The organism is Citrobacter sp. C13, assembly GCF_014596815.2.
GTDB classification, from domain to species: domain Bacteria; phylum Pseudomonadota; class Gammaproteobacteria; order Enterobacterales; family Enterobacteriaceae; genus Citrobacter; species Citrobacter portucalensis.
In genome coordinates this window covers 3,829,676-3,855,895 of sequence record NZ_CP115024.1, presented here as the reverse complement: position 1 = coordinate 3,855,895, position 26,220 = coordinate 3,829,676, and the positions used below count along the sequence as shown (strand labels likewise).

25 protein-coding genes, 3 tRNA genes and 3 rRNA genes are annotated in these 26,220 nt (G+C 51.7%); 18 read left to right on the top strand and 13 right to left on the bottom strand.

Annotated features, from left to right (window positions below):
* Positions 1 to 62 precede the first annotated feature (62 nt).
* Both IB222_RS18525 and tilS read left to right on the top strand, forming a co-directional pair.
* The gene (locus tag IB222_RS18525) at positions 63 to 452 is read left to right on the top strand and encodes a VOC family protein (RefSeq protein WP_008786273.1); all 390 of its coding nucleotides are present in this window, start codon (positions 63 to 65) and stop codon (positions 450 to 452) included.
* Positions 453 to 513: 61 nt separating this feature from the next.
* Positions 514 to 1,809, top strand: a complete 1,296-nt coding sequence (gene tilS, locus IB222_RS18520) for a tRNA lysidine(34) synthetase TilS (RefSeq protein ID WP_149384434.1) — start codon at positions 514 to 516, stop codon at positions 1,807 to 1,809.
* Between the two features lie 42 nt (positions 1,810 to 1,851).
* Here tilS and rof read toward each other — a convergent pair whose 3' ends face one another.
* On the bottom strand, positions 1,852 to 2,112 hold the full coding sequence (gene rof, locus IB222_RS18515; RefSeq protein WP_003018503.1) for a Rho-binding antiterminator: 261 nt from the start codon (positions 2,110 to 2,112) through the stop codon (positions 1,852 to 1,854).
* Positions 2,099 to 2,299 (bottom strand): YaeP family protein, encoded by a 201-nt coding sequence (locus tag IB222_RS18510; RefSeq protein ID WP_003018499.1) that lies wholly within the window; start codon positions 2,297 to 2,299, stop codon positions 2,099 to 2,101. Before IB222_RS18510 ends, rof begins: the two co-directional genes overlap by 14 nt.
* A 188-nt stretch (positions 2,300 to 2,487) precedes the next feature.
* Between IB222_RS18510 and IB222_RS18505 the strand changes: the two genes are divergently transcribed.
* The 3 genes from IB222_RS18505 to nlpE are packed head-to-tail and all read left to right on the top strand — an operon-like array spanning position 2,488 to position 4,181.
* Positions 2,488 to 3,033, top strand: a complete 546-nt coding sequence (locus tag IB222_RS18505; RefSeq protein WP_003018497.1) for a YaeQ family protein — start codon at positions 2,488 to 2,490, stop codon at positions 3,031 to 3,033.
* Entirely contained in the window at positions 3,030 to 3,452 is a 423-nt protein-coding gene (arfB, locus tag IB222_RS18500; RefSeq protein WP_032942412.1) for an alternative ribosome rescue aminoacyl-tRNA hydrolase ArfB, read from the top strand. Before IB222_RS18505 ends, arfB begins: the two co-directional genes overlap by 4 nt.
* 33 nt (positions 3,453 to 3,485) lie before the next feature.
* A complete protein-coding gene (nlpE, locus tag IB222_RS18495) occupies positions 3,486 to 4,181 on the top strand; it encodes an envelope stress response activation lipoprotein NlpE (protein ID WP_003018485.1) in 696 nt (231 codons plus the stop codon).
* Between the two features lie 44 nt (positions 4,182 to 4,225).
* On the opposite strand, the gene proS is transcribed toward nlpE, so the two are convergent.
* The 6 genes from proS to metN form a co-directional block, all read right to left on the bottom strand.
* Positions 4,226 to 5,944: a proline--tRNA ligase gene (gene proS, locus IB222_RS18490; protein ID WP_149384433.1), complete on the bottom strand. Its 1,719-nt coding sequence runs from the start codon at positions 5,942 to 5,944 to the stop codon at positions 4,226 to 4,228.
* A 113-nt stretch (positions 5,945 to 6,057) separates the two neighbouring features.
* On the bottom strand, positions 6,058 to 6,765 hold the full coding sequence (gene tsaA, locus IB222_RS18485; protein WP_003829147.1) for a tRNA (N6-threonylcarbamoyladenosine(37)-N6)-methyltransferase TrmO: 708 nt from the start codon (positions 6,763 to 6,765) through the stop codon (positions 6,058 to 6,060).
* Complete coding sequence (rcsF, locus tag IB222_RS18480; RefSeq protein WP_003018477.1) at positions 6,762 to 7,166, bottom strand: Rcs stress response system protein RcsF; 405 nt, start codon at positions 7,164 to 7,166, stop codon at positions 6,762 to 6,764. The genes tsaA and rcsF overlap by 4 nt, the downstream gene beginning before the upstream one ends.
* Positions 7,167 to 7,282: 116 nt before the next feature.
* Positions 7,283 to 8,098 carry a methionine ABC transporter substrate-binding lipoprotein MetQ gene (metQ, locus tag IB222_RS18475; RefSeq protein WP_003829145.1) on the bottom strand — a complete coding sequence of 272 codons (816 nt, stop codon included), beginning with the start codon at positions 8,096 to 8,098 and terminating at the stop codon, positions 7,283 to 7,285.
* A 44-nt stretch (positions 8,099 to 8,142) separates the two neighbouring features.
* Positions 8,143 to 8,796, bottom strand: a complete 654-nt coding sequence (locus tag IB222_RS18470; protein WP_003018471.1) for a methionine ABC transporter permease MetI — start codon at positions 8,794 to 8,796, stop codon at positions 8,143 to 8,145.
* Entirely contained in the window at positions 8,789 to 9,820 is a 1,032-nt protein-coding gene (gene metN / locus IB222_RS18465; protein WP_149384432.1) for a methionine ABC transporter ATP-binding protein MetN, read from the bottom strand. Before metN ends, IB222_RS18470 begins: the two co-directional genes overlap by 8 nt.
* Before the next feature lie 189 nt (positions 9,821 to 10,009).
* Here metN and gmhB point away from each other — a divergent pair, with 189 nt between their 5' ends.
* The 7 genes from gmhB to dkgB all read left to right on the top strand — a co-directional run bounded on the left by gmhB (position 10,010) and on the right by dkgB (position 17,090).
* A complete protein-coding gene (gmhB, locus tag IB222_RS18460) occupies positions 10,010 to 10,576 on the top strand; it encodes a D-glycero-beta-D-manno-heptose 1,7-bisphosphate 7-phosphatase (RefSeq protein ID WP_008786280.1) in 567 nt (188 codons plus the stop codon).
* A 369-nt stretch (positions 10,577 to 10,945) separates the two neighbouring features.
* A 16S ribosomal RNA gene (locus tag IB222_RS18455) occupies positions 10,946 to 12,487 on the top strand.
* An 85-nt stretch (positions 12,488 to 12,572) separates the two neighbouring features.
* Positions 12,573 to 12,648: transfer RNA gene (locus tag IB222_RS18450), tRNA-Glu, on the top strand.
* A 221-nt stretch (positions 12,649 to 12,869) separates the two neighbouring features.
* A 23S ribosomal RNA gene (locus tag IB222_RS18445) occupies positions 12,870 to 15,777 on the top strand.
* Positions 15,778 to 15,874: 97 nt separating this feature from the next.
* Positions 15,875 to 15,990, top strand: a 5S ribosomal RNA gene (gene rrf / locus IB222_RS18440).
* The 16S, 23S and 5S rRNA genes sit together here with 2 tRNA genes alongside, the layout of an rRNA operon.
* A gap of 55 nt (positions 15,991 to 16,045) precedes the next feature.
* Positions 16,046 to 16,122, top strand: a tRNA-Asp gene (locus IB222_RS18435).
* A gap of 164 nt (positions 16,123 to 16,286) precedes the next feature.
* Positions 16,287 to 17,090 carry a 2,5-didehydrogluconate reductase DkgB gene (gene dkgB, locus IB222_RS18430; protein ID WP_003830794.1) on the top strand — a complete coding sequence of 268 codons (804 nt, stop codon included), beginning with the start codon at positions 16,287 to 16,289 and terminating at the stop codon, positions 17,088 to 17,090.
* Between the two features lie 21 nt (positions 17,091 to 17,111).
* On the opposite strand, the gene yafC is transcribed toward dkgB, so the two are convergent.
* On the bottom strand, positions 17,112 to 18,026 hold the full coding sequence (gene yafC, locus IB222_RS18425; RefSeq protein ID WP_003830795.1) for a DNA-binding transcriptional regulator YafC: 915 nt from the start codon (positions 18,024 to 18,026) through the stop codon (positions 17,112 to 17,114).
* A 104-nt stretch (positions 18,027 to 18,130) separates the two neighbouring features.
* Between yafC and IB222_RS18420 the strand changes: the two genes are divergently transcribed.
* The 3 genes from IB222_RS18420 (at position 18,131) to IB222_RS18410 (ending at position 21,085) form a co-directional block, all read left to right on the top strand.
* Positions 18,131 to 19,306 carry an MFS transporter gene (locus IB222_RS18420; RefSeq protein WP_003830796.1) on the top strand — a complete coding sequence of 392 codons (1,176 nt, stop codon included), beginning with the start codon at positions 18,131 to 18,133 and terminating at the stop codon, positions 19,304 to 19,306.
* Positions 19,307 to 19,437: 131 nt separating this feature from the next.
* Positions 19,438 to 20,238 carry an endonuclease/exonuclease/phosphatase family protein gene (locus IB222_RS18415; protein WP_149385242.1) on the top strand — a complete coding sequence of 267 codons (801 nt, stop codon included), beginning with the start codon at positions 19,438 to 19,440 and terminating at the stop codon, positions 20,236 to 20,238.
* Positions 20,239 to 20,314: 76 nt separating this feature from the next.
* Positions 20,315 to 21,085, top strand: a complete 771-nt coding sequence (locus IB222_RS18410; RefSeq protein WP_149385243.1) for a class I SAM-dependent methyltransferase — start codon at positions 20,315 to 20,317, stop codon at positions 21,083 to 21,085.
* Between the two features lie 49 nt (positions 21,086 to 21,134).
* Here the strand turns inward: IB222_RS18410 and mltD are convergent, their stop codons facing one another.
* Positions 21,135 to 22,493: a murein transglycosylase D gene (gene mltD / locus IB222_RS18405; protein ID WP_032934340.1), complete on the bottom strand. Its 1,359-nt coding sequence runs from the start codon at positions 22,491 to 22,493 to the stop codon at positions 21,135 to 21,137.
* A 71-nt stretch (positions 22,494 to 22,564) separates the two neighbouring features.
* Positions 22,565 to 23,320: a hydroxyacylglutathione hydrolase gene (gene gloB / locus IB222_RS18400; RefSeq protein ID WP_149385244.1), complete on the bottom strand. Its 756-nt coding sequence runs from the start codon at positions 23,318 to 23,320 to the stop codon at positions 22,565 to 22,567.
* 33 nt (positions 23,321 to 23,353) lie between these two features.
* On the opposite strand from gloB, the gene IB222_RS18395 reads away from it, so the two are divergent.
* The gene (locus IB222_RS18395; protein ID WP_126319174.1) at positions 23,354 to 24,076 is read left to right on the top strand and encodes a class I SAM-dependent methyltransferase; all 723 of its coding nucleotides are present in this window, start codon (positions 23,354 to 23,356) and stop codon (positions 24,074 to 24,076) included.
* On the opposite strand, the gene rnhA is transcribed toward IB222_RS18395, so the two are convergent.
* Positions 24,073 to 24,540 carry a ribonuclease HI gene (rnhA, locus tag IB222_RS18390; RefSeq protein ID WP_063941989.1) on the bottom strand — a complete coding sequence of 156 codons (468 nt, stop codon included), beginning with the start codon at positions 24,538 to 24,540 and terminating at the stop codon, positions 24,073 to 24,075. The two genes, IB222_RS18395 and rnhA, sit on opposite strands and share 4 nt — an antisense overlap.
* Before the next feature lie 64 nt (positions 24,541 to 24,604).
* Between rnhA and dnaQ the strand changes: the two genes are divergently transcribed.
* Together dnaQ and IB222_RS18380 are read left to right on the top strand one after the other, a co-directional pair.
* Positions 24,605 to 25,333, top strand: a complete 729-nt coding sequence (gene dnaQ, locus IB222_RS18385; RefSeq protein ID WP_188055458.1) for a DNA polymerase III subunit epsilon — start codon at positions 24,605 to 24,607, stop codon at positions 25,331 to 25,333.
* Between the two features lie 133 nt (positions 25,334 to 25,466).
* A tRNA-Asp gene (locus IB222_RS18380) sits at positions 25,467 to 25,543 on the top strand.
* A gap of 157 nt (positions 25,544 to 25,700) precedes the next feature.
* On the opposite strand, the gene IB222_RS18375 is transcribed toward IB222_RS18380, so the two are convergent.
* Positions 25,701 to 26,219 (bottom strand): hypothetical protein, encoded by a 519-nt coding sequence (locus tag IB222_RS18375; RefSeq protein ID WP_149385246.1) that lies wholly within the window; start codon positions 26,217 to 26,219, stop codon positions 25,701 to 25,703.
* Position 26,220 lies beyond the last annotated feature (1 nt).

Below are 26,220 nucleotides of genomic sequence, written 5' to 3'. Positions count from 1 at the left end.
TTGCCTGACCCTAAGATGTACGAGTAACGTGCTGAGAGAAAAATGAAAGAGGCGATGACGCTATGCTGGGATTAAAACAGGTTCACCATATTGCCATTATTGCGACGGACTACGCGGCGAGTAAGGCATTTTACTGCGATGTGCTTGGCTTTACACTGATGAGCGAAGCCTATCGGGAAGAGAGAGACTCGTGGAAAGGCGATCTGGCATTGAACGGCCAGTATGTGATTGAGCTTTTTTCTTTCCCGTTTCCACCTTGCCGTCCGAGCCGACCGGAAGCCTGCGGTTTGCGTCATCTGGCGTTCAGTGTGGAGGATGTGGAAAAGTCGATCGCGCATCTGGAAGCACACCACGTGAAGTGTGAATCCATACGTATCGATCCATTTACCGGTAAACGCTTTACGTTTTTCAACGATCCGGACGGATTGCCCCTCGAACTGTACGAGATGTAAGGCTTGTCATTGTGGTGTTAGCCCGGTAACGTGCCGGGCAATGCCATTGTAAGTAACCATCATGACGACACTCACGCTGAACACTTCACTGCTGAATTTTCAATCGATTTTGGTCGCCTTTAGCGGCGGGCTGGACTCAACCGTACTCCTGCATCAGCTGGTGCAGTGGCGAGCGCAGCATCCTGAGGTCGCTTTACGCGCAATCCATATTCATCACGGATTAAGCCCACATGCAGACAGTTGGGTGCAGCACTGTGAGTCAGTATGTATGCAGTGGCAGGTGCCGCTGGTGGTTGAGCGGGTACACCTTGAGGATGATGGTCTGGGCATCGAAGCTCAGGCACGACGCGCGCGCTATCAGGCATTTGCGCAGACCTTACTACCGGGCGAGGTGCTGATGACCGCCCAGCATCTCGATGACCAGTGTGAAACCTTTTTGCTGGCGCTTAAGCGCGGTAGTGGTCCTGCCGGACTTTCCGCCATGGGCGAAAACTCACCGTTCGCCGGAACCCAGCTGATTCGACCGCTGCTGGCGCAAACGCGAGAGGCGCTAGAAGCATGGGCGCGGCAGCATGAATTATGCTGGATTGAAGATGAAAGCAATCAGGATGATACCTACGATCGCAATTTCCTCAGATTGCGCGTTACCCCATTGCTGCAACAGCGCTGGCCGCACTTCGCGCAAGCCGTAGCCCGCAGCGCCGCGCTGTGTGCTGAGCAGGAGAGTTTACTGGATGAACTGCTGGCCAGCGATTTAGCCGATTGCATCACAGCCCACGGCACATTGTTACTGGTACCGTTAATGATGGTGAGCGACGTGCGTCGTGCCGCGCTGCTTCGTCGCTGGCTGGCGGGGTTAAATGCGCCGATGCCTTCCCGTGATGGGCTGAAACGTATCTGGCAGGAAGTGGCGCTGGCGCGGGAAGATGCCTCACCCTGTTTTCGCCTTGGGGAGTACGAGGTCCGTCGTTATCAGTCACAGCTGTGGTGGGTGAAGTCAGTCGATGGGCAAAGCGAAACCGTTATCCCATGGTTAGAGTGGAAAACACCGTTGGCGCTGCCTGCCGGATTGGGTTCGGTTCAGTTAATCTCTGCGGGTGAATTGCGCATGCCGCAAGAGGATGAAACCGTCAGCATTCGTTTCAAAGCACCAGGCTTATTGCATATTGTCGGGCGTAACGGTGGACGGAAATTAAAGAAAATCTGGCAGGAGCAGGGGATCCCGCCCTGGCGACGAGATACCACACCGCTGCTGTTTTACGGCGAAACGTTGATTGCGGCTGCGGGTATTTTCGTGACGCGTGAGGGAGCGGCGGAAGATGAAGAAGGCGTGAGTCTGGTTTGGCGTGGAAAGTAGGCCGGATAAGATGCTTTGCACCGTCATCCGGCACCAAAATAATCAGGATTCGCTGACCACCACAGTACCGATCTGCGGGTGGCTGAAGCTGGCAATTTTGTCGAGTCGAAGCTCCCGGGTTTCACCTGCGACATCTGCGACCAGATACTCCACGTTTTTGCGTGAAACCAAGTCGTTCGCTTTCGCCTGCAAAACTTCGCCATCTTTTAACGCCAGCGTCAGTAACAAATGGTGCTGGCAGGCGAGTTCAAGATTGTCGTAATCATCGCAGTTGATGGGTTGATACGTTTCATTCATTGACATAATCGCTCACCAGTAAGTTCGCGGCAGCATAGGCCGCTTTTTCCCTGACCGACTCTGGAAGGGCGCTGTCTGCCGCCACTTCATTAAGCACCTTCAATACGCAACCCAGCGCATCCGGGATATACCCTAAGTCTCCGCTGGCGATTTCCGCGTACCGCTTGCGTATTAACTCACAATATTTTTCCACATGCCCTCCTGTCAGCACTCTGACTTAACCGTGGATGCAAGTCTAAGCCTACGAAGATAAACTCTGTTTAGCAAGGTGACTATACCATACTCATTCAAGCAATATCAGCGTCTTGATAGATGAGCAGTTAGCAGCCTTTTGCCGCAGTTTTCGCTACAATGTGCGCCTGATTCGAAAGGAGTTCTCCCATGGCGCTTAAAGCGACAATTTATAAAGCCGTCGTTAACGTAGCGGATCTTGACCGCAACCAGTTTCTTGACGCGGCCTTGACGCTGGCGCGTCACCCCTCTGAAACCCAGGAGCGCATGATGCTGCGCCTGCTTGCCTGGATTAAATATGCCGATGAGCGGCTGCAGTTCACGCGTGGGCTGAGCGCGGAAGACGAGCCTGAAGCATGGCTGCGTAACGACCATCTGGGCATCGATCTTTGGATTGAGTTGGGTCTGCCGGATGAGCGCCGTATCAAGAAAGCCTGTACCCAGTCTGGTGAGGTTGCTCTGTTTGCCTACAACAGCCGTGCGGCTCAGATCTGGTGGCAGCAAAACCAGAACAAATGTGCGCAGTTTAAAAATCTCACCGTGTGGTATCTGGATGATGAACAGCTGGCGCAACTGAGTGATTTTGCTGGTCGTACAATGGCGCTGCAGGCGACTATTCAGGACGGCGCTATTTGGCTGTCCGACTCTCAGAACAATCTGGAAATTCATCTGACCGCGTGGCAGCCGCGTTCATGATTGTTCTCTCCCGAAACGTCTCTATCCCTGATAATGAGCTGGAAATCACGGCGATTCGGGCACAAGGCGCGGGTGGTCAGCACGTTAACAAGACCTCGACGGCTATCCATTTGCGCTTTGACATTCGGGCCTCGAGCCTGCCAGAGTATTACAAGGAACGCCTGCTGGCTGCCAGCCATCATCTGATTAGCGGCGATGGCATTATTATCATTAAGGCGCAGGAATACCGTAGCCAGGAGCTCAATCGGGAAGCGGCAATCTCCCGACTGGTGGCGGTGATAAAAGAATTAACCGCGGTGCAAAAAAGCCGACAGGCAACTCGCCCTACGCGCGCCTCGAAAGAGCGCAGGTTGTCATCGAAGGCGCAAAAGTCCACAGTGAAAGCACTGCGTGGGAGAGTTCGTCGAACGCAAGACTGACGAGCAGGAATGAGAATTTATAAGGAATTGATAGTGAAAACAGCAATATTGTCCGTAGTCGCTGCCTGCACGCTTTTTTCCTTGATCGGCTGTAATAACCGTACTGAAGTTGAAGTACTACAGCCGACGCGGGCGGCAGAATTAAAACCGATGCAGCAAAGCTGGCGTGGCATCTTACCTTGTGCGGACTGCGAAGGGATTGAAACCTCTCTGTTTCTGGAAAAAGACGGTACATGGGTGATGAACGAACGCTATCAGGGCGTACGGGATGAACCGTCTTCGTTTGCCTCTTATGGCACATGGGCGCGTACAGCCGACAAACTGGTGCTGACCGACAGCAAAGGTGAGAAGTCGTACTACCGGGCTAAAGGCGAGGCGCTGGAAATGCTCGATCGTGAAGGTAACCCGATTGAGTCACAGTTTAACTACACGCTCCAGCCGGTTTCCGCCAGCTTACCCGTGACGCCAATGCCGATGCGAGGCATGTATTTCTATATGGCTGACGCGGCAATCTTTACCGACTGCGCAACGGGTAAACGGATGCCGGTGGCGAATAACGCTCAGCTTGAACGCGACTATTTAGCCGCTCGTGCGGAAAACGGACAGTCCGTACTGCTGACGCTTGAGGCGCATTTCACGTTGGAGTCAAACCCGGATACGGGTGAGAAAGTGAAAACGTTGATGGCGGATAAAGACGCGAAATTTATCCCTGGTAAAGCGTGTAATTAATCGATAGAAAAAAGGCCCTGATAATCAGGGCCTTTTTGTTGGTATTAGCCTTTAATGGCTTTGACCAGGAAGTCGACGATGTCGCCGGTTTTAATCAGCTCTTTCTCGCCGTTACGACGGTATTTGTATTCGATATCGTCGTTATCAAGGTTACGGTCGCCCAGTACGATGGTGTGTGGGATACCGATCAGTTCCATATCGGCAAACATCACGCCCGGACGCTCTTTACGATCGTCCATCAGCACTTCGACACCCTGCGCGCGCAGCTCAGCGTACAGCTTTTCAGCCAGCTCCTGCACACGGTAGGATTTGTGCATGTTCATCGGCAGAATAGCGACCTGGAACGGGGCAATGGCATCTGGCCATACGATGCCACGATCGTCAAAGTTCTGTTCAATAGCCGCGGCAACCACGCGAGTGACCCCGATACCGTAACAGCCCATAGTCAGCGTCTGGTTACGGCCATCTTCGCCCTGAACAGCTGCTTTCATCGCTTCAGAGTACTTGGTACCCAACTGGAAGATGTGGCCGACTTCGATACCGCGTTTGATCATCAGCGTACCTTTGCCGTCCGGGCTAGGGTCGCCGGCGACCACGTTACGGATGTCAGCAACTTCCGGGGTGGCCACATCGCGATCCCAGTTGATACCGAAATAGTGTTTACCGTCGATGTTGGCACCGGCAGCGAAATCGCTCATTACTGCAACGGTACGGTCGATAACCACCGGAATTGGCATATTCACCGGACCGAGCGAGCCAGGACCTGCTTTTACCAGCGCACGAATTTCTTCTTCGGTGGCAAAGGTCAGTGGGCTGGCAACCTGCGGCAGTTTTTCTGCTTTGACTTCGTTCAGCTCGTGATCGCCACGAACCAGCAGGGCGACCAGCGGGTAGCTGCTGCCTTCAACCGCTTTCACCAGCAGGGTTTTCACGGTTTTTTCGATAGGCAGGTTGAACTGCTCAACCAGTTCGGCGATGGTTTTAGCGTTCGGCGTATCTACCAGCGTCATTTCCTGGGTTGCTGCCGCGCGCGGCTCTTTCGGCGCAACGGCTTCGGCAAATTCGATGTTCGCCGCATAGTCAGAGGAGTCGGAGAAGATCACATCGTCTTCGCCGCTCTGCGCCAGCACCTGGAATTCGTGAGAGGCGCTGCCGCCAATAGAACCGGTATCCGCTTGTACTGCACGGAAATCCAGCCCCATACGGCTGAAGATTTTGCTATACGCAGCGTACATCGCGTCGTAGGTTTCCTGCAGGGATTCCTGAGAGGTGTGGAAAGAGTATGCATCTTTCATCAGGAATTCGCGGGAGCGCATCACGCCGAAGCGCGGACGGACTTCGTCACGGAATTTGGTCTGGATCTGATAGAAGTTCAGCGGCAGTTGTTTGTAAGAGCTCAGCTCGTTACGGATCAGGTCGGTGATCACTTCTTCATGCGTTGGGCCGAGGACGAACGAACGATCGCCACGGTCAGCAATACGCAGCAGTTCCGGGCCGTATTGTTCCCAACGGCCGCTCTCTTCCCACAGTTCAGAAGGCTGAACGACCGGCATCAACACCTCGATCGCACCGGCGTTGTTCATCTCTTCACGCACGATGTTTTCGACTTTTTTCAGGACGCGCACGCCGGTCGGCAGCCAGGTATATAACCCGGAGGCCAGCTTGCGGATCATCCCGGCGCGCAGCATCAGCTGGTGGCTGATGACTTCGGCGTCGGCAGGTGTCTCCTTCAGAGTGGAGAGCAGATATTGGCTAGTACGCATGTTGTTACGGTTCCAGTTGAACGATCGAACAGGCTCAAAACGAGCCTGGCACAAAACAAAAGTGGTTTAGTTTACCAGCGAGAAAGGGATGTCAAAAGAGTACGCGACGCAAATTAGCGGGCTTCCAGAGCAAAGACCTCAAATCCTGACGGCGTGACGCGCCAGCGGACGTTAAAGTCCAGCAGCCAGACGGCGTAGGTTTTGCCTTCTTCCTCGTTTTTACGGTAGGCAGGACGCGGATCCTGCGCCAGCACTTCGGCAATAAACTGACGAAGATGCGGGTAACGTTGTTCGAGCTTCGGTAGCTGCTCCGCGAGATCTTCACTGAACGTCACGTCTACGCTGGCCTGGGGGGCATCCTGAGCATAGCTGGCACGAGCATCGGGTAACGATTCGGCAAACGGTAGATACGGTTTTATATCTACGACTGGCGTGCCATCAACGAGATCCAGCCCACCGAGTTCGAGGATCACGTGCTCTTTATGGCAGCGGATGCCCCGTAGCTCAACCAACGACATGCCAACAGGGTTAGGACGAAACGTTGAACGCGTGGCAAAGACACCCATTCTGGCGTTGCCGCCAAGGCGGGGAGGGCGCACGGTCGGACGCCATCCACCTTCCATTGTCTGGTGAAAAACAAAAATCACCCACAAATGACTGAAGGCTTCCAGGCCGCGAACGGCATCGGCCTGGTTATAAGGTGCGAGCAAATGCAGTTCACCGCTGGCGCTTTTCACCAGACCGGGCTGGCGTGGAACGGCGAACTTTTCTTTATAAGGTGAGCGGATAACGCCTATTTGCTCGAACTGAAAATGGCTCATTTCGCCGAAATGTTCAGTGCAGAACCGATGCAAACCGCCTGGCGATAGCAACCCGGCGTTCCGCTGGTCACTTCGCAACTGTGCAGCAATACCGCATTAGCTTTCATTTTTGATGCGTTTATCTGCATGCGTTTGCGTGCGGTTGGAATGCTCGGAGGGGAATCCTGGTTTGAAGCCTGGCAGGATTCACCGCTAACTTCGCCAAGATCGCGGAACGGTTTGCCTACTAAATCTTCAGCGTTAGTAATGATTCTTACCGGCGTAGCGCGCGGTGCTTTCGGTTTTTCCGGCTCCGCTTTCGGCGGGGTTGCGGTGCTTTGAACGGGTTCAACAGGGGATCTGCTTAACATAGAACAGCCGCTCAGCAAGAGTGCTACTAAACAGATCGGTAAAGCACGCATAATATTTCCTCAATGAATGATCTAAACGTCAGATATTGAATCAGGTGCTTGCATAAATGACAAGACGGGCAAGCGCCCGTCCTGATGATATTACAGATTCTGTAAACAGCCTAAAATTACCAGCCCTTAACAGCACCGCCGTTGAAGACTTTGTTTGCTGCTTCGTACACTTCGTCAGACTGGTATGCTTCAACGAATTTCTTCACGTTCTCAGCATCTTTATTGTCTTCACGAGTTACAATCAGGTTTACGTACGGGGAATCTTTATCTTCAACAAAGATCCCGTCTTTTGCCGGAGTCAGGCCGATCTGGCTGGCGTAGGTGGTGTTGATGACCGCCAGTGCGATTTGTGCATCGTCCAGGGAACGTGGCAGCTGCGGTGCTTCCAGTTCAACCAGCTTCAGGTTTTTCGGGTTTTCAATCACGTCCAGCGCGGTTGGCAGCAGGCCAACACCGTCTTTCAGTTTGATTAAGCCCACTTTTTGCAGCAGCAGCAAGGAACGACCAAGGTTAGTCGGGTCGTTTGGAATCGCGACCTGGGAACCGTCCTGCAGCTCATCCAGTGATTTGATTTTTTTTGAGTAGCCCGCAATCGGGTAAACAAAAGTATTGCCTACAGCAACCAGCTTGTAACCACGATCTTTGATCTGCTGGTCCAGGTATGGTTTGTGCTGGAAGGCGTTAGCATCGATATCGCCTTTGCTCAGCGCTTCGTTAGGCAGAACGTAATCGTTAAACGTGACCAGCTCAACGTCCAGACCGTATTTTTCTTTTGCCACTTTCTGCGCGACTTCTGCAACCTGCTGCTCTGCGCCAACAATAACGCCCACTTTGATGTGATTAGGATCTTTTTCATCCTGACCGCAACCCACAAGTGCCAGAGAACCGATCAGGGCTCCAACTGCCGCAAAGGTTTTGAATTTGAACGCCATGCTTATTTCCTTTTCTTAATGAGTTTTTAGTGTTGTGTGCAACGTTATTTGTGCGTGACAGCCCGGACGATGCGATCGCCGGATAACTGAATTAAATAAACCAGAACGACGAGCAATACCAGTACTGTATTCATTACGGTAGCGTTGTAACCAATATAGCCGTACTGATAGCCAATCTGTCCAAGACCACCGGCACCGACGGCACCGCCCATCGCGGAGTAACCAACCAGCGTGATAAGGGTGATGGTGGCCGCATTGACCAGTCCTGGCAGCGCTTCTGGCAGTAATACCTTACGTACAATTTGCAGCGGCGTGGCGCCCATCGCACGAGAGGCTTCTATCAGCCCGGTCGGGATTTCGAGCAGCGCGTTTTCCACCATACGGGCGATAAACGGCGCGGCACCGACGGTCAGCGGAACGATAGCTGCCTGCAGTCCGATAGAGGTGCCTACGATCATGCGGGTGAACGGAATCATCCATACCAGTAAGATGATGAACGGGATGGAACGGAAAATGTTCACCAGCGCAGAGAGCGTACGGTAGAGCTTCGCGTTCTCAATAATTTGCCCCGGACGCGTTACGTACAGCAACACGCCGACCGGCAGACCAATCACAAAGCCAAAAAAACCGGACACAAAGGTCATTGCCAGCGTTTCCCATACGCCGCGAACCAGCAGCCACATCATCGGCTCAGACATAACCCAGTACCTCTACTTTTACATGGTGTTCCTGCAACCAGCTAATGGCTGCTTGTGTATCTTCCTGTGTGCCGTGCATTTCAGTCAGCATGATGCCGAACTTCACGCCGCCGGCGTAATCCATCTGCGCGCTAATAATGTTGTTATTCACATTAAAGCGACGGGCCGTCTCAGAAAGTAGCGGTGCATCGACCGAATGGCCGGTGAATTCCATACGCAGCATCGGCACGCTGTCGGCTTCCGGCTCCGCTTTTAAACGTTCCAGATAATCTTCCGGAATATCCAGGTGCAGCGTGGACTGGATAAATTTCTGTGCCAGCGGCGTTTTCGGATGAGAGAAAACTTCGCTGACGGTGTCCTGCTCAATCAGTTCACCATTACTGATGACCGCCACGCAGTCACAAATACGTTTTACAACGTCCATTTCGTGGGTAATCAGCAGAATGGTGAGTCCCAGACGACGGTTAATATCTTTCAATAATTCCAGAATTGAGCGGGTCGTTGCCGGATCGAGTGCGCTGGTAGCTTCATCGCACAGCAACACTTTGGGATTACTTGCCAGCGCACGGGCGATCGCCACACGCTGTTTTTGTCCACCGGAAAGGTTGGCCGGGTAGCTATCGTGCTTGTCTCCAAGACCAACCAACTTCAACAGCTCTGTTACGCGGCGTTTGATCTCTTCTTTTGGCGTGTTATCCAGTTCCAGCGGTAGTGCGACGTTACCGAACACCGTACGGGAAGAGAGCAGGTTAAAGTGCTGAAAAATCATGCCGATTTGGCGGCGAGCTTTAGTCAACTCCGACTCAGAAAGCGTGGTCAGCTCCTGACCGCCAACCTGAACGCTGCCTTCGGTAGGGCGTTCGAGTAGGTTAACGCAGCGGATGAGCGTACTTTTACCAGCACCGGAGGCGCCAATAACGCCATAAATCTGCCCGGCAGGAACATGCAGGCTGACATTATTTAGCGCCTGAATGGTGCGAGTCCCCTGCTGGAACACTTTGGTGATATTCGAAAGTTTAATCATTGGTTATTTATTATCGTAATTAAGTTAGCCGTGGCATTTTCGTCTGTCAGGTACGGTCGAAGCCGTCAACAAGATGGATGTTAAGGCATCCAGACGTCTAAATCAATCAGGCTTTGCGCGATGAGCACTTTCTTGCCCGCTGAAACATGCGATACTAGAGTCACATGCCTTATTCAGGAGCTATAAAAGGTGGCAAAGTCTGTACCCGCAATTTTTCTCGACCGTGACGGTACCATTAATGTGGACCACGGTTATGTACATGAGATCGACGAGTTTGAGTTTATCGACGGCGTTATTGATGCCATGCGTGAACTTAAAAAGATGGGTTACGCGCTCATTATCGTGACGAACCAGTCTGGCATTGCGCGTGGTAAATTTACTGAGGCGCAGTTTGAAACGTTGACCGAATGGATGGACTGGTCGCTGGCCGATCGTGACGTTGAGCTGGATGGCATCTACTACTGCCCGCATCACCCGCAGGGTACGGTAGAAGAGTATCGTCAGGTCTGCGACTGTCGTAAACCGCATCCTGGTATGTTTATCTCCGCCCGGGACTTCTTGCACATCGATATGGCCGCTTCTTATATGGTAGGCGACAAAATTGAAGATATGCAGGCGGCGACAGCTGCGAATGTTGGCACGAAGGTATTGGTTCGCACAGGCAAACCCGTCACGCCGGAAGCAGAAAATGCGGCAGATTTGGTCATAAATAGTTTGGCAGACCTGCCAATGGCGATAAAAAAGCAGCAAAAGTAAGCGTTATGGATAAAAGGTGAGCGGTTGAAACAAAATTGCATTTTTCCGCTTGTCTTCCTGAGTCGACTCCCTATAATGCGCCTCCATCGACACGGCGGATGTGAATCACTTCACACAAACAGCCGGTTCGGTTGAAGAGAAAAATCTGAAAATGAGGGTTGACTCTGAAAGAGGAAAGCGTAATATACGCCACCTCGCGACAGAGCGCTAAAGCGCGTCGCAACTGCTCTTTAACAATTTATCAGACAATCTGTGTGGGCACTCGAAGATACGGATTCTTAACGTCGCAAGACGAAAAATGAATACCAAGTCTCAACGAGTGAACACGTAATTCATTACGAAGTTTAATTCATTGAGCATCAAACTTTTAAATTGAAGAGTTTGATCATGGCTCAGATTGAACGCTGGCGGCAGGCCTAACACATGCAAGTCGAACGGTAGCACAGAGGAGCTTGCTCCTTGGGTGACGAGTGGCGGACGGGTGAGTAATGTCTGGGAAACTGCCCGATGGAGGGGGATAACTACTGGAAACGGTAGCTAATACCGCATAACGTCGCAAGACCAAAGAGGGGGACCTTCGGGCCTCTTGCCATCGGATGTGCCCAGATGGGATTAGCTAGTAGGTGGGGTAACGGCTCACCTAGGCGACGATCCCTAGCTGGTCTGAGAGGATGACCAGCCACACTGGAACTGAGACACGGTCCAGACTCCTACGGGAGGCAGCAGTGGGGAATATTGCACAATGGGCGCAAGCCTGATGCAGCCATGCCGCGTGTATGAAGAAGGCCTTCGGGTTGTAAAGTACTTTCAGCGAGGAGGAAGGTGTTGTGGTTAATAACCGCAGCAATTGACGTTACTCGCAGAAGAAGCACCGGCTAACTCCGTGCCAGCAGCCGCGGTAATACGGAGGGTGCAAGCGTTAATCGGAATTACTGGGCGTAAAGCGCACGCAGGCGGTCTGTCAAGTCGGATGTGAAATCCCCGGGCTCAACCTGGGAACTGCATCCGAAACTGGCAGGCTAGAGTCTTGTAGAGGGGGGTAGAATTCCAGGTGTAGCGGTGAAATGCGTAGAGATCTGGAGGAATACCGGTGGCGAAGGCGGCCCCCTGGACAAAGACTGACGCTCAGGTGCGAAAGCGTGGGGAGCAAACAGGATTAGATACCCTGGTAGTCCACGCCGTAAACGATGTCGACTTGGAGGTTGTGCCCTTGAGGCGTGGCTTCCGGAGCTAACGCGTTAAGTCGACCGCCTGGGGAGTACGGCCGCAAGGTTAAAACTCAAATGAATTGACGGGGGCCCGCACAAGCGGTGGAGCATGTGGTTTAATTCGATGCAACGCGAAGAACCTTACCTACTCTTGACATCCAGAGAACTTAGCAGAGATGCTTTGGTGCCTTCGGGAACTCTGAGACAGGTGCTGCATGGCTGTCGTCAGCTCGTGTTGTGAAATGTTGGGTTAAGTCCCGCAACGAGCGCAACCCTTATCCTTTGTTGCCAGCGGTTCGGCCGGGAACTCAAAGGAGACTGCCAGTGATAAACTGGAGGAAGGTGGGGATGACGTCAAGTCATCATGGCCCTTACGAGTAGGGCTACACACGTGCTACAATGGCATATACAAAGAGAAGCGACCTCGCGAGAGCAAGCGGACCTCATAAAGTATGTCGTAGTCCGGATTGGAGTCTGCAACTCGACTCCATGAAGTCGGAATCGCTAGTAATCGTGGATCAGAATGCCACGGTGAATACGTTCCCGGGCCTTGTACACACCGCCCGTCACACCATGGGAGTGGGTTGCAAAAGAAGTAGGTAGCTTAACCTTCGGGAGGGCGCTTACCACTTTGTGATTCATGACTGGGGTGAAGTCGTAACAAGGTAACCGTAGGGGAACCTGCGGTTGGATCACCTCCTTACCTTAAAGAAACGTTCTTTGTAGTGCTCACACAGATTGTCTGATGAAAAGTAAATAGCAAGGCGTCTTGCGATTGAGACTTCAGTGTCCCCTTCGTCTAGAGGCCCAGGACACCGCCCTTTCACGGCGGTAACAGGGGTTCGAATCCCCTAGGGGACGCCACTTGCTGGTATGTGTGAGTGAAAGTCGCCGACCGAAGTATCTCAAAACTGACTTCCGAGTCACGTTTGAGATATTTGCTCTTTAAAAATCTGGATCAAGCTGAAAATTGAAACGACACACTGTTTCATTTCTCCGTAATAAGAAATGAAAAGCGGTGTGTTCGAGTCTCTCAAATTTTTGCAAACCGATGATGAATCGAAAGAAACATCTTCGGGTTGTGAGGTTAAGCGACTAAGCGTACACGGTGGATGCCCTGGCAGTCAGAGGCGATGAAGGACGTGCTAATCTGCGATAAGCGTCGGTAAGGTGATATGAACCGTTATAACCGGCGATTTCCGAATGGGGAAACCCAGTGTGATTCGTCACACTATCATTACGTGAATACATAGCGTAATGAAGCGAACCGGGGGAACTGAAACATCTAAGTACCCCGAGGAAAAGAAATCAACCGAGATTCCCCCAGTAGCGGCGAGCGAACGGGGAGCAGCCCAGAGTCTGAATCAGCATGTGTGTTAGTGGAAGCGTCTGGAAAGTCGCACGATACAGGGTGAAAGTCCCGTACACAAAAGTGCATGTGTTGTGAACTCGAAGAGTAGGGCGGGACACGTGGTATCCTGTCTGAATATGGGGGGACCATCCTCCAAGGCTAAATACTCCTGACTGACCGATAGTGAACCAGTACCGTGAGGGAAAGGCGAAAAGAACCCCGGCGAGGGGAGTGAAAAAGAACCTGAAACCGTGTACGTACAAGCAGTGGGAGCACCCTTTGGGGTGTGACTGCGTACCTTTTGTATAATGGGTCAGCGACTTATATTCTGTAGCAAGGTTAACCGAATAGGGGAGCCGAAGGGAAACCGAGTCTTAACTGGGCGTTAAGTTGCAGGGTATAGACCCGAAACCCGGTGATCTAGCCATGGGCAGGTTGAAGGTTGGGTAACACTAACTGGAGGACCGAACCGACTAATGTTGAAAAATTAGCGGATGACTTGTGGCTGGGGGTGAAAGGCCAATCAAACCGGGAGATAGCTGGTTCTCCCCGAAAGCTATTTAGGTAGCGCCTCGTGAATTCATCTTCGGGGGTAGAGCACTGTTTCGGCTAGGGGGTCATCCCGACTTACCAACCCGATGCAAACTGCGAATACCGAAGAATGTTATCACGGGAGACACACGGCGGGTGCTAACGTCCGTCGTGAAGAGGGAAACAACCCAGACCGCCAGCTAAGGTCCCAAAGTCATGGTTAAGTGGGAAACGATGTGGGAAGGCACAGACAGCCAGGATGTTGGCTTAGAAGCAGCCATCATTTAAAGAAAGCGTAATAGCTCACTGGTCGAGTCGGCCTGCGCGGAAGATGTAACGGGGCTAAACCATGCACCGAAGCTGCGGCAGCGACACTATGTGTTGTTGGGTAGGGGAGCGTTCTGTAAGCCGTTGAAGGTGTACTGTGAGGTATGCTGGAGGTATCAGAAGTGCGAATGCTGACATAAGTAACGATAATGCGGGTGAAAAACCCGCACGCCGGAAGACCAAGGGTTCCTGTCCAACGTTAATCGGGGCAGGGTGAGTCGACCCCTAAGGCGAGGCCGAAAGGCGTAGTCGATGGGAAACAGGTTAATATTCCTGTACTTGGTGTTACTGCGAAGGGGGGACGGAGAAGGCTATGTTAGCCGGGCGACGGTTGTCCCGGTTTAAGCATGTAGGCGGGAAGTTTAGGTAAATCCGGACTTCTTTTAACGCTGAGGTGTGATGACGAGGCACTACGGTGCTGAAGTAACAAATGCCCTGCTTCCAGGAAAAGCCTCTAAGCATCAGGTAACACGAAATCGTACCCCAAACCGACACAGGTGGTCAGGTAGAGAATACCAAGGCGCTTGAGAGAACTCGGGTGAAGGAACTAGGCAAAATGGTGCCGTAACTTCGGGAGAAGGCACGCTGATATGTAGGTGAAGTGGTTTACCCATGGAGCTGAAATCAGTCGAAGATACCAGCTGGCTGCAACTGTTTATTAAAAACACAGCACTGTGCAAACACGAAAGTGGACGTATACGGTGTGACGCCTGCCCGGTGCCGGAAGGTTAATTGATGGGGTTATCCGTAAGGAGAAGCTCTTGATCGAAGCCCCGGTAAACGGCGGCCGTAACTATAACGGTCCTAAGGTAGCGAAATTCCTTGTCGGGTAAGTTCCGACCTGCACGAATGGCGTAATGATGGCCAGGCTGTCTCCACCCGAGACTCAGTGAAATTGAACTCGCTGTGAAGATGCAGTGTACCCGCGGCAAGACGGAAAGACCCCGTGAACCTTTACTATAGCTTGACACTGAACACTGGTCCTTGATGTGTAGGATAGGTGGGAGGCTTTGAAGTGTGGACGCCAGTCTGCATGGAGCCATCCTTGAAATACCACCCTTTAATGGCTGGTGTTCTAACGTAGACCCGTGATCCGGGTTGCGGACAGTGTCTGGTGGGTAGTTTGACTGGGGCGGTCTCCTCCTAAAGAGTAACGGAGGAGCACGAAGGTTAGCTAATCCTGGTCGGACATCAGGAGGTTAGTGCAAAGGCATAAGCTAGCTTGACTGCGAGAGTGACGGCTCGAGCAGGTGCGAAAGCAGGTCTTAGTGATCCGGTGGTTCTGAATGGAAGGGCCATCGCTCAACGGATAAAAGGTACTCCGGGGATAACAGGCTGATACCGCCCAAGAGTTCATATCGACGGCGGTGTTTGGCACCTCGATGTCGGCTCATCACATCCTGGGGCTGAAGTAGGTCCCAAGGGTATGGCTGTTCGCCATTTAAAGTGGTACGCGAGCTGGGTTTAGAACGTCGTGAGACAGTTCGGTCCCTATCTGCCGTGGGCGCTGGAGAATTGAGGGGGGCTGCTCCTAGTACGAGAGGACCGGAGTGGACGCATCACTGGTGTTCGGGTTGTCATGCCAATGGCATTGCCCGGTAGCTAAATGCGGAAGAGATAAGTGCTGAAAGCATCTAAGCACGAAACTTGCCCCGAGATGAGTTCTCCCTGACTCCTTGAGAGTCCTGAAGGAACGTTGAAGACGACGACGTTGATAGGTCGGGTGTGTAAGTGTAGCGATACATTGAGCTAACCGATACTAATGAACCGTGAGGCTTAACCTTACAACGCCGAAGATGTTTTGGCGAAAGAAAGACATCGATTTCAGCCTGATTACAGATGACATCGACATGCTAAAAGCGTGTTGATAAACAGAATTTGCCTGGCGGCTGTAGCGCGGTGGTCCCACCTGACCCCATGCCGAACTCAGAAGTGAAACGCCGTAGCGCCGATGGTAGTGTGGGGTCTCCCCATGCGAGAGTAGGGAACTGCCAGGCATCAAATTGCAGTAAACCGGGATGAAGAATCCGGGTGGTGACATAGAAATTCGGTGGAGCGGTAGTTCAGTTGGTTAGAATACCTGCCTGTCACGCAGGGGGTCGCGGGTTCGAGTCCCGTCCGTTCCGCCACTTATTAAGAGCCCTGAGCTAACGCTCAGGGCTTTTTCTTTGTCTGCAATTTAATTATTGCTGAATCCGCAAAAATCCTCTGCATTTTTCACTCTTTTTCTATAAAGAGCTGAAGCTCATAATCCTCTCAGTTAACGAACATAGTGATTAAAAAGAGGAATTCTATGACTATCCCTGCATTCGGTTTAGGTACTTTCCGCCTGAAAGACGACGTGGTTATCGCTTCTGTTAAAACGGCGCTTGAGCTAGGCTACCGTGCTGTCGACACTGCGCAAATCTATGATAATGAAGCGGCTGTTGGTCAGGCGATTGCCGAAAGCGGCGTACCGCGTAACGAGCTGTATATCACCACCAAGATTTGGATTGAAAATCTCAGCAAAGAAAAACTGATCCCAAGTCTGAAAGAAAGCCTGAAGAAGCTGCGTACAGATTATGTCGATCTGACGCTGATCCACTGGCCATCTCCAGGTGATGCGGTATCTGTTGAGGAATTCATGCAGGCGCTGCTCGAAGCAAAACAGCAGGGGCTGACTCGCGAAATTGGTATCTCAAACTTCACCATTCCGCTGATGGAAAAAGCCATTGCCGCAGTAGGTGCAGAGAACATTGCGACCAATCAGATTGAGCTGTCTCCGTATCTGCAGAGCCGTAAGGTGGTTGACTGGGCGAAAGCACACGGTATCCACATCACCTCTTACATGACGCTGGCTTACGGTAAAGCGCTGAAAGATGAAGTGATTGCGCACATTGCCGCTAAACATAACGCGACCCCGGCGCAGGTTATTCTGGCATGGGCAATGGGGGAAGGTTACTCCGTAATTCCTTCTTCTACCAAACGTGAAAACCTGGCAAGCAACCTGCTGGCGTTGGAACTGCATCTGGATGCCGAAGATAAAAAAGCGATCGCGGCACTGGACTGCAACGATCGTCTGGTCAGCCCGGAAGGCCTGGCCCCTGATTGGGATTAATTGCCTGACCCTCTGTACCCTTTAACCCTCTTTCACAGCTCCTTCGGGAGCTGTTCTTATATATTCACTTAAAAAGTCGATAAATGCCCGAATGCGCGTACTGACGGCACGATCGCTGTAATAAACTGCGCTAAAAGGCATCTCTACCGGCAGACGTTTATCTGCCAATAACTCCACCAGTTCACCCCGCGCGATCTCTTTATCTATCATATAATCTGAAAGACATGCGATGCCGTTGCCATTCAGGCAAAGCTGTTTTAGCGTTTCTCCACTGTTGGAAGAAATTCCGCACTCGACCTCATGCAGCTGTCCGTCGATACAGGCAATCGGCCAGGTATTGAGTGAAACCGGTTCGGAAAACCCCAGACACAGGTGCTGGTTTAACTCCTCGACGCTCTCTGGCTTGCCAAAACGGGCAATGTAGTCCGGTGAGGCAATAATCTTACGATAGCTGGTAAATAACGGACGCGCACGTAGACTCGAGTCAGTCAGTGTACCCGCTCGTATAGCAACATCCACTTTTCGTTCAATAAGATTGATGAACGTTTCTGAGGAGACGAGAGACAGCGTCATCTCGGGATACCGCTCCCGGAACGGCTTGATTAGCGGCATCAGGAAATGCAACATCACCGGTGTTGCTGCGTCGATGCGCAGCAGGCCGCGCGGAGTATTACGCGACTCCATGATTTCCGTTTCTGCTGCAGCCATCTCTTGCAGTATCTGCTGCACCCGCCTGAAGTAGCGCTCTCCTTCTTCGGTCAGGCTTAGCTGTCGGGTCGTGCGATTAAGCAAACTGACGCCCAGTTTCATCTCCAGCTTTTTTACTGCCCGGCTGACCGCGGAATTGGCTTGTCCAAGCTGTTCTGCCGCCCGGCTAAAGCTGCCGCTTTCCACTACCGCCACAAAAATCGCAAGTTCTTCAGAGGTTGCTTTCATTTTTGCACCTGACGCAAAATTATATTGAGATTTTGAATATTTTTGTCATTAAAACATCCTGGCATACTGCGTGTCATCTGATTACTGATGTTACGGAGTTATTTATGCCTCTCGCTTTATTTGCACTAACAATAAGTGCCTTCGCTATAGGCACTACTGAGTTTGTGATTGTTGGCCTGGTGCCAACCATCGCTCAACAGCTGGCGATCTCGTTACCTTCCGCTGGGATGCTGGTTTCAATCTATGCGCTGGGGGTGGCAATTGGCGCACCGGTACTGACCGCTCTGACCGGACGCCTCCCACGTAAACAGTTACTGGTTGCGCTGATGGTTCTGTTTACAGCGGGGAATTTGCTCGCATGGCAGGCACCCGGGTATATGACACTCATTGTTGCTCGTCTGCTGACTGGGCTGGCACATGGCGTATTCTTCTCGATTGGTTCTACCATCGCGACAAGTCTGGTGCCAAAAGAGAAAGCGGCTTCCGCCATTGCCATTATGTTTGGTGGCTTAACGGTGGCGCTGGTCACCGGCGTGCCGCTGGGAACATTTATCGGTCAGCACTTTGGCTGGCGTGAGACTTTCCTCGCGGTATCAATGTTAGGCGTGATTGCACTGATCAGTAGCCAGTTGTTGATCCCCGCCAACATTCCCGGTCGTGCAGCCGCCAGCATTCGCGACCAGGTGAAGGTGCTGACTCATCCCCGTCTGCTGCTGATTTACGCCGTTACGGCACTGGGCTACGGCGGTGTATTCACGGCATTCACCTTCCTGGCACCGATGATGCAGGATCTGGCGGGATTCTCCCCGGCAGCAGTAAGCTGGATCTTATTGGGTTACGGTGTTTCAGTGGCTATCGGTAATATCTGGGGCGGTAAGCTGGCGGATAAACATGGTGCGGTTCCTGCGTTGAAATTCATTTTCGCCGCGCTGTTTGTTCTGCTGATGGTCTTCCAACTGACGGCCTCTACGCAATACGCCGCGCTTGCTACCATTCTGGTGATGGGGATCTTTGCCTTTGGTAACGTACCGGGATTGCAGGTCTACGTGGTACAGAAAGCTGAGCAATTTACGCCTAATGCTGTAGATGTGGCGTCAGGGTTAAACATTGCGGCGTTTAACATTGGGATTGCACTGGGGTCAGTGATTGGCGGGCAAACGGTCGAGCATTATGGTTTAGCGCAGACGCCGTGGATTGGCGCCCTCATTGTTCTGGTAGCTTTCCTGCTGATGGGGGTCAGCGGTCGTCTTGATAAACCCGTGCGTGTTGCTCTGGGGTAAATCATTGATGTAAGCGCCCACTTACAAAACAAACTGCAATTGTTCGTTGAAAGTGAGTGCTAAAATCCCTATAACAGAAGAACCAGTCCGGCTGCGGACTGGTTGACGTTACAGAGGTTTGAAAGTCTAAAGTGCGAAAAAACACCTATGCCATGCGTTATGTTGCCGGACAACCCGCCGAGCGGATTTTACCGCCGGGGTCGTTTGCGCATATTGGCCAGGCATTACCCGCAGGCGTTCCGTTAAGCAGTGAAGACCGCATTCGCGTGCTGGTATGGAATATTTTTAAACAGCAGCGCGCAGAATGGCAGTCGGTGCTGAGGAATTTTGGCAAAGATGCGCATCTGGTATTATTACAGGAAGCGCAAACCACGCCAGAACTGGTGCAGTTTGCGACCGCTAACTATCTTGCTGCCGATCAGGTTCCTGCCTTTGTGCTGCCTCAGCATCCCTCTGGCGTCATGACGCTCTCTGCTGCTCATCCTGTTTACTGTTGTCCATTGCGCGAGCGTGAGCCTATTTTACGGCTGGCGAAATCGGCTCTGGTAACGGTGTATCCGCTGCCTGACTCTCGATTATTAATGGTGGTGAATATCCACGCGGTTAACTTTAGCCTCGGCGTCGATGTTTATAGTAAGCAGTTACTTCCCATTGGCGATCAGATTGCTCATCACAGCGGCCCGGTTATTATGGCTGGCGATTTCAATGCCTGGAGCCGTCGACGGATGAATGCGCTATACCGCTTTGCGCGTGAAATGTCGCTGCGCCAGGTACGTTTTACTGACGATCAGCGCCGACGCGCGTTTGGTCGCCCTCTCGATTTTGTGTTCTATCGTGGTCTGAACGTGAGTGAAGCCTCTGTGCTGGTCACCCGTGCATCCGATCACAACCCGCTACTCGTTGAATTCAGTCCCGGCAAACCTGAACAATAACGGTGTGTCAGGTCTGCCGTAGGGCAGGCCTGTGATGGTTGCCCTTCCTATTTCACAACAACCGAAGGACAACACAATGACAACACGCTCTCACCATGACAACGTCGAAAAACAGTTTGGCTCTCAGGCTAATGCCTATTTAACCAGTGCGGTGCACGCCTCTGGCCGTGACTTGCAGCGTCTGGGGGAAAGGTTGTCTGCATTTCCGCAGGCCCGTGTGTTGGATATGGGATGTGGAGCGGGGCATGCCAGCTTTGTAGCCGCGCAACACGTAAAGCAGGTTGTGGCTTATGATTTATCGTCGCAGATGCTTGAGGTAGTCGCTGAGGCGGCAAAAGACAGAGGCCTGGAGAATGTCGCCACACGCCAGGGTTATGCCGAAAGTCTGCCATTTGAAGATAGCGAATTTGACGTGGTAATTAGCCGCTATTCTGCGCACCACTGGCATGATGTCGGACGCGCGCTGCGGGAAGTGAACCGCGTTCTGAAGCCCGGTGGTGTATTGATTGTGATGGATGTGATGTCGCCAGGCCACCCAGTACGTGATATCTGGTTGCAAACCGTGGAGGCGTTACGCGATACCTCGCACGTTCGTAACTATTCCAGTGGAGAGTGGCTGTCGTTAATCAACGATGCCAATTTGATTGCCGATACTTTGTTAACCGATCGCCTGCCACTGGAGTTCAGTTCGTGGGTCGCGAGGATGCGCACGCCCGCGGCGTTGAGCGACGCGATTCGTGCATACCAACAAAGTGCTTCTGCAGACGTGAAAGCCTACTTTGCGTTACAGGAAGATGGCTCGTTTACCAGCGACACGATAATGGTTGAGGCACATAAAGCGGGATAAATAAAAAAGGCACTGGGGGGAATCCAGTGCCTTCATTTCTACAATGCTATCAGGAATCCGGCATGCCGTTGTTTTTCACAAACAACGTGAGCTGATCGCCTGGCTGTAGATTGTCCGTATCGCTGTTCCAGCGCATGACATCTTTGATGTTAACCCCGTGACGTTTGGCAATGCTCGACAACGAGTCGCCTTTACGCACACGATAGGTGATGCTATCGCTGTTGTTCGCCAGACGCTGCGCGCTGGTACCCGCACCCACCGTCAGGTTTTGACCCACTTTCAGGGATGACCCGCGCAGATTATTCCACTGCTTAAGGTCATTGGTGCTCACGCCAAGACGTGAAGCGACGCCAGAAAGCGTATCGCCAGAGCGAACTTTGTAGCTACGACTGTTCAGCGGCGTGTTATCCGCGACCAGCGTTGACTGCACGGCTGCAATTTCGCCTGAAGCCAGAGATTCACGCAGCTTCTCTGCATGCTTCTTTGGCACCATCACATATTGCGGGCCGCTGGCACCCAACGTGGAGCCTTTCACACCTGCATTGAAAGTCTTCAGCTTGCTGACGGAAATACCCGCCATATCGGCAACCTGAGCCATCTCAACCGGGCTACTCAGGCGAACACGTGCCAACGCGCGGCTTTCGTCTGTTGTTGGCAGACGCACGCCATAGCGTTTGCTGTTTTTGAGTATATCGCTCAATGCCAGCATTTTGGGCACATACTGCTTTGTTTCCTGAGGCAATGGTAACGACCAGAAGTCAGTGGATTTTCCACGTGCTTTGTTCGTTTTGATTGCCTTCATGACACGACCTTCACCGCTATTATAAGCAGCAACGGTCAGCAGCCAGTCGCCATCAAACATCTTGTTCAGACGCTGCATCATGTCCAGTGCGGCGGTGGTGGAAGCCACAACGTCGCGACGTGCATCATAATTGCGGGTCTGTTTTAAACCATAATTGCGCCCCGTGCTCGGAATGATCTGCCAAATACCTGCGGCATTGGCGCCAGACGTTGCGTGAGGATCAAAAGCGCTCTCCACTATGGGTAGTAGTACCAGTTCCATTGGCATGTTACGTTTCTTAACCTGCCCGGCTATCCAGTACATATACGGCTCTGCCCGTAAAGTTACATCGTGGAGATAGCTCTTATTACGTAAATACTTCTGTTTCTGTTCGCGAATCCGGTTGTTTTCCGGAATTCCCATCTTTAGCTCGTCACCAATGAAAGCCCACAAATCTTGATCAGCAGCGATAGATGTTCCGTCGTCCATCCATCGCGCCTGACTTGTAAACTTTCCTGCTTCCCCTTGACCAGCTGCAGAAAGGCTCTGTGCGTGTTGTTGGACGTTACCAGTATTCTGGCACCCAACAAGCAGGACAGAGGCGAGTAATATCGCTTTTGCCTTCATGTGTGTGTCAATAGTTGCTTAAAAGACGACCGATCATAACGGCGAAGTTTTCAAAAGGCAACCCGGAATTGTCAGAACGTATCTTTCTTTGACCTTAACCAGGCAAAACGCTCTTCAGGTTGTTGCAATATTGTTTCTTTGTTTATTTCATTAATTAAATCAATATCTTCCGTTCTCAAAAAAAGATTATTTCGCCGCTCATTTTTCAGAATTACGGGTAGTGTCATTTGTTTTTTTACGCGTAACTCATTAACTTTACGATAATATTCATTTATGAACGAATCGTGCGGGAGAATGCTTAAGGCAAACTTCATGTTTGCTAATGTGTACTCATGTGCACAACAAATTAATGTATCGTCAGGAAGTTCGTTTATTTTTTTAAGTGATTGATACATTTGAGTTGCTGTGCCTTCGAAAAGTCGACCACAACCGCCAGAAAAGAGCGTGTCACCACAAAATAAGTAAGGATGGCTAAAGTAACAGATATGTCCTAAAGTGTGACCCGGAGTAGCAATTACCTTAAATTCATGCCCCAAAACGAGTGCAATATCGCCATCTTCGACTATGTGTGTCGTTCCCTTATCTTGCGTTTCAGCCGGTCCGTATACCACTATTTGTGGGTAATGTTGCAGGAGTTCTTTCACACCGCCCACGTGATCCTGATGATGGTGGGTTAGCAGGATGGCTTCCGGCACCCAGTTATGCTCTGCAATGGCTTTCAAAACAGGAGCCGCCTCACCCGGGTCCACAATCAGACAATGCTGGTCATTATTTGACAGGACCCAGATGTAATTGTCCTGAAATGCAGGAATACTGTTAAGATTCATATATTACCTCTCAATGCGTAACGGAAGGTTGTGATGAAACCGGCAAGGATCCCTCAAACTGTCGTAGCGCCCGTTAGCTGGGATGATTTGCCCTGGGGCGAACACTATCGTGAGGCGCTGGAGCATCAGCTTAACCCGTGGTTTGCAAAAATGTACGGTTTTCATCTGCTTAAGGTTGGTAATTTAAGCGCAGAAATCGATTCTGAAGCGTGCGCGGTTTCTCATCAGGTAAATGTTTCTTTGCAGGGATCTCCCATGCAGGTGACGGCCGATCCTTTGCATCTTCCCTTTGCCGATAAGTCCGTGGATGTCTGTTTATTGGCCCATACGTTACCGTGGTGCTCTGATCCGCATCGCCTACTGCGTGAAGCCGATCGCGTGTTGATTGATGACGGCTGGTTGATTCTGAGCGGCTTTAACCCGGTAAGCTTGATGGGATTGCGTAAACTGATACCCGTATTGCGCAAGACATCGCCCTATAACAGTCGGATGTTTACCCTCATGCGTCAACTGGACTGGCTATCATTACTGAATTTTGAAGTGCTGCACTATAGTCGTTTTCATGTTCTGCCCTGGAACAAGAAGGGCGGGAAAATGTTAAGCGCCCATATCCCCGCGCTGGGCTGTTTACAGCTGGTGGTTGCGCGCAAGCGAACCATTCCGCTTACGCTCAACCCGATGAAACAAAATAAAAGCAAAACGCCTATCCGTCATGCCGTTGGCGCGACCCGGCAATACCGTAAACCGGACGCTTAAGCCTCAGCCTGATACCCAATATCATCCTGAGTCGGGCTCATGGCCGCGGTGCGCGCAAGCTCATCGCAGCGTTCGTTTTCCGGATGGCCCGCATGGCCTTTAACCCATTCCCATTTGATTTGATGCGGCCCCAGCGCGGCATCGAGACGTTTCCACAGATCGACGTTCTTTACCGGTTTTTTATCTGCTGTTTTCCAGCCGCGCTTCTTCCAGTTGTGAATCCACTGCGTAATGCCCTGGCGCACATATTGGCTGTCCGTGCTGAGTATCACTTCACACTGTTCTTTCAGGGCTTCCAGCGCAACGATTGCCGCCATCAGCTCCATGCGATTATTAGTGGTGAGGTTGTAGCCCTCGCTAAAGGTTTTTTCGCGCCCACGATAGCGTAAAATCGCCCCATAACCACCAGGCCCTGGATTTCCCAGGCAAGAACCATCGGTGAAAATTTCTACCTGTTTAAGCATCTCTGGTAGACTTCCTGTTTTAGCAAATCGAAATCAAACGATAAGTCTGACATAAATGACCGTTATGAGCACTGGAATTACACGACAGATCGTCCTCGATACCGAAACTACCGGTATGAACCAGATTGGCGCCCACTATGAAGGCCACAAGATCATTGAGATCGGTGCGGTTGAAGTGGTGAACCGCCGCCTGACCGGCAATAACTTCCATGTTTACCTGAAGCCGGACCGGCTGGTGGACCCGGAAGCGTTCGGCGTACATGGAATCGCAGACGAATTCCTGCTCGATAAACCTACGTTTGCCGATGTAGCCGACGAGTTTCTCGACTACATTCGCGGCGCGGAGCTGGTCATTCATAACGCATCGTTCGATATCGGCTTTATGGATTACGAATTCGCGAAGCTCAAGCGTGATATTCCAAAGACGAATGAATTTTGCAAAATAACCGATAGCCTGGTGCTGGCGAGGAAAATGTTTCCTGGCAAGCGAAACAGCCTTGATGCGTTATGCTCGCGCTATGAGATAGACAACAGTAAACGAACTCTGCACGGCGCATTGCTCGATGCCCAGATTCTGGCCGACGTTTATCTGATGATGACCGGCGGGCAGACCACGATGGCGTTCTCAATGGAAGGCGACAGCCAGCAGCAGAATGACACGGGGATCCAGCGTATTGTGCGACAGTCCAGTAAACTACGCGTTGTTTTCGCCACTGATGAAGAGTTAGCGGCCCATGAGTCACGCCTTGACCTGGTGCAGAAGAAAGGCGGAAGTTGCCTCTGGCGGGCATAGTTTGTACGTTTACCGTATGAAAATGGCCATTCGGGTGATTTTTGCAGCAAACGATTAAAAACGTGAGAAAAAGCGTTGACGAGGCGCGAGGCAATCCGTAATATTCGCTTCGTTCCCAAGCGGAACACAACGCGGAGTGGTAGTTCAGTTGGTTAGAATACCTGCCTGTCACGCAGGGGGTCGCGGGTTCGAGTCCCGTCCATTCCGCCACTATTCAGAAAGCCTGAATCAGAAATGATTCAGGCTTTCGTCGTTTTAGCCCGCCAAAAAATAATAATCTCATTATCACGCTTTATCGACCGCGCCCGAGCTTTCGGGTGGGCAACACATCAGGTCATCCTTAACCCGACGCATATCCAGAAGGCGATTAACTCGCGAAGTGATTCATCACGCAGGCGAAGCGGGGTGAAAAGTTATCGCCAATAAGAACCGTTTCCTCATTCAGGTGCTTTAGCATATACAGCTTGTCGGCACGTTCGTAAGCGTCGAAGAAGAGATAGTCGACAGCGTCCGTTGCATCATCATCGGGGGATTTTTCCCGACCATCGGGAGTGAGCATAAAAACGCCTGCGGTATGGCCGAGTGGACGGACATAGCGAAAGAACAGTTTTCGGTTAACAGCGAACTCGCCGTCGTCACTTTTGAGTTTCCCCTGGACTGACAATGTAAGGTGTCCGGAGTTGTAGCTGGTTATCAGCATTATTCCGTGGAGTTCCTTTTTTGTATTCTGGATGTCGAGTATCGACGTGAATTCCGAGGAGCAGGAAAAACTGATTTCTTGTTTTTTCGCATTCCCGGCGATAATAAAAAAAGCGATAGCCGCTAGCCCAAAAATGGCAATCACGACTGACCATAGTAAAGGAGAGTGATCGCTTTCCTGCTTCATA

Bases quoted from the DNA above. Each gene is read 5' to 3' on its own strand.
- dnaQ (WP_188055458.1), top strand. From the start codon at position 24,605: ATGAGCACTGGAATTACACGACAGATCGTCCTCGATACCGAAACTACC.
- tilS (WP_149384434.1), top strand. From the start codon at position 514: ATGACGACACTCACGCTGAACACTTCACTGCTGAATTTTCAATCGATT.
- IB222_RS18505 (WP_003018497.1), top strand. From the start codon at position 2,488: ATGGCGCTTAAAGCGACAATTTATAAAGCCGTCGTTAACGTAGCGGAT.
- IB222_RS18470 (WP_003018471.1), bottom strand. From the start codon at position 8,796: ATGTCTGAGCCGATGATGTGGCTGCTGGTTCGCGGCGTATGGGAAACG.
- tsaA (WP_003829147.1), bottom strand. From the start codon at position 6,765: ATGAGCCATTTTCAGTTCGAGCAAATAGGCGTTATCCGCTCACCTTAT.
- proS (WP_149384433.1), bottom strand. From the start codon at position 5,944: ATGCGTACTAGCCAATATCTGCTCTCCACTCTGAAGGAGACACCTGCC.
- IB222_RS18410 (WP_149385243.1), top strand. From the start codon at position 20,315: ATGACAACACGCTCTCACCATGACAACGTCGAAAAACAGTTTGGCTCT.
- mltD (WP_032934340.1), bottom strand. From the start codon at position 22,493: ATGAAGGCAAAAGCGATATTACTCGCCTCTGTCCTGCTTGTTGGGTGC.
- metQ (WP_003829145.1), bottom strand. From the start codon at position 8,098: ATGGCGTTCAAATTCAAAACCTTTGCGGCAGTTGGAGCCCTGATCGGT.
- metN (WP_149384432.1), bottom strand. From the start codon at position 9,820: ATGATTAAACTTTCGAATATCACCAAAGTGTTCCAGCAGGGGACTCGC.
- gloB (WP_149385244.1), bottom strand. From the start codon at position 23,320: ATGAATCTTAACAGTATTCCTGCATTTCAGGACAATTACATCTGGGTC.
- dkgB (WP_003830794.1), top strand. From the start codon at position 16,287: ATGACTATCCCTGCATTCGGTTTAGGTACTTTCCGCCTGAAAGACGAC.
- IB222_RS18525 (WP_008786273.1), top strand. From the start codon at position 63: ATGCTGGGATTAAAACAGGTTCACCATATTGCCATTATTGCGACGGAC.
- yafC (WP_003830795.1), bottom strand. From the start codon at position 18,026: ATGAAAGCAACCTCTGAAGAACTTGCGATTTTTGTGGCGGTAGTGGAA.
- arfB (WP_032942412.1), top strand. From the start codon at position 3,030: ATGATTGTTCTCTCCCGAAACGTCTCTATCCCTGATAATGAGCTGGAA.
- IB222_RS18375 (WP_149385246.1), bottom strand. From the start codon at position 26,219: ATGAAGCAGGAAAGCGATCACTCTCCTTTACTATGGTCAGTCGTGATT.
- rof (WP_003018503.1), bottom strand. From the start codon at position 2,112: ATGTCAATGAATGAAACGTATCAACCCATCAACTGCGATGATTACGAC.
- rnhA (WP_063941989.1), bottom strand. From the start codon at position 24,540: ATGCTTAAACAGGTAGAAATTTTCACCGATGGTTCTTGCCTGGGAAAT.
- IB222_RS18420 (WP_003830796.1), top strand. From the start codon at position 18,131: ATGCCTCTCGCTTTATTTGCACTAACAATAAGTGCCTTCGCTATAGGC.
- IB222_RS18395 (WP_126319174.1), top strand. From the start codon at position 23,354: ATGAAACCGGCAAGGATCCCTCAAACTGTCGTAGCGCCCGTTAGCTGG.
- rcsF (WP_003018477.1), bottom strand. From the start codon at position 7,166: ATGCGTGCTTTACCGATCTGTTTAGTAGCACTCTTGCTGAGCGGCTGT.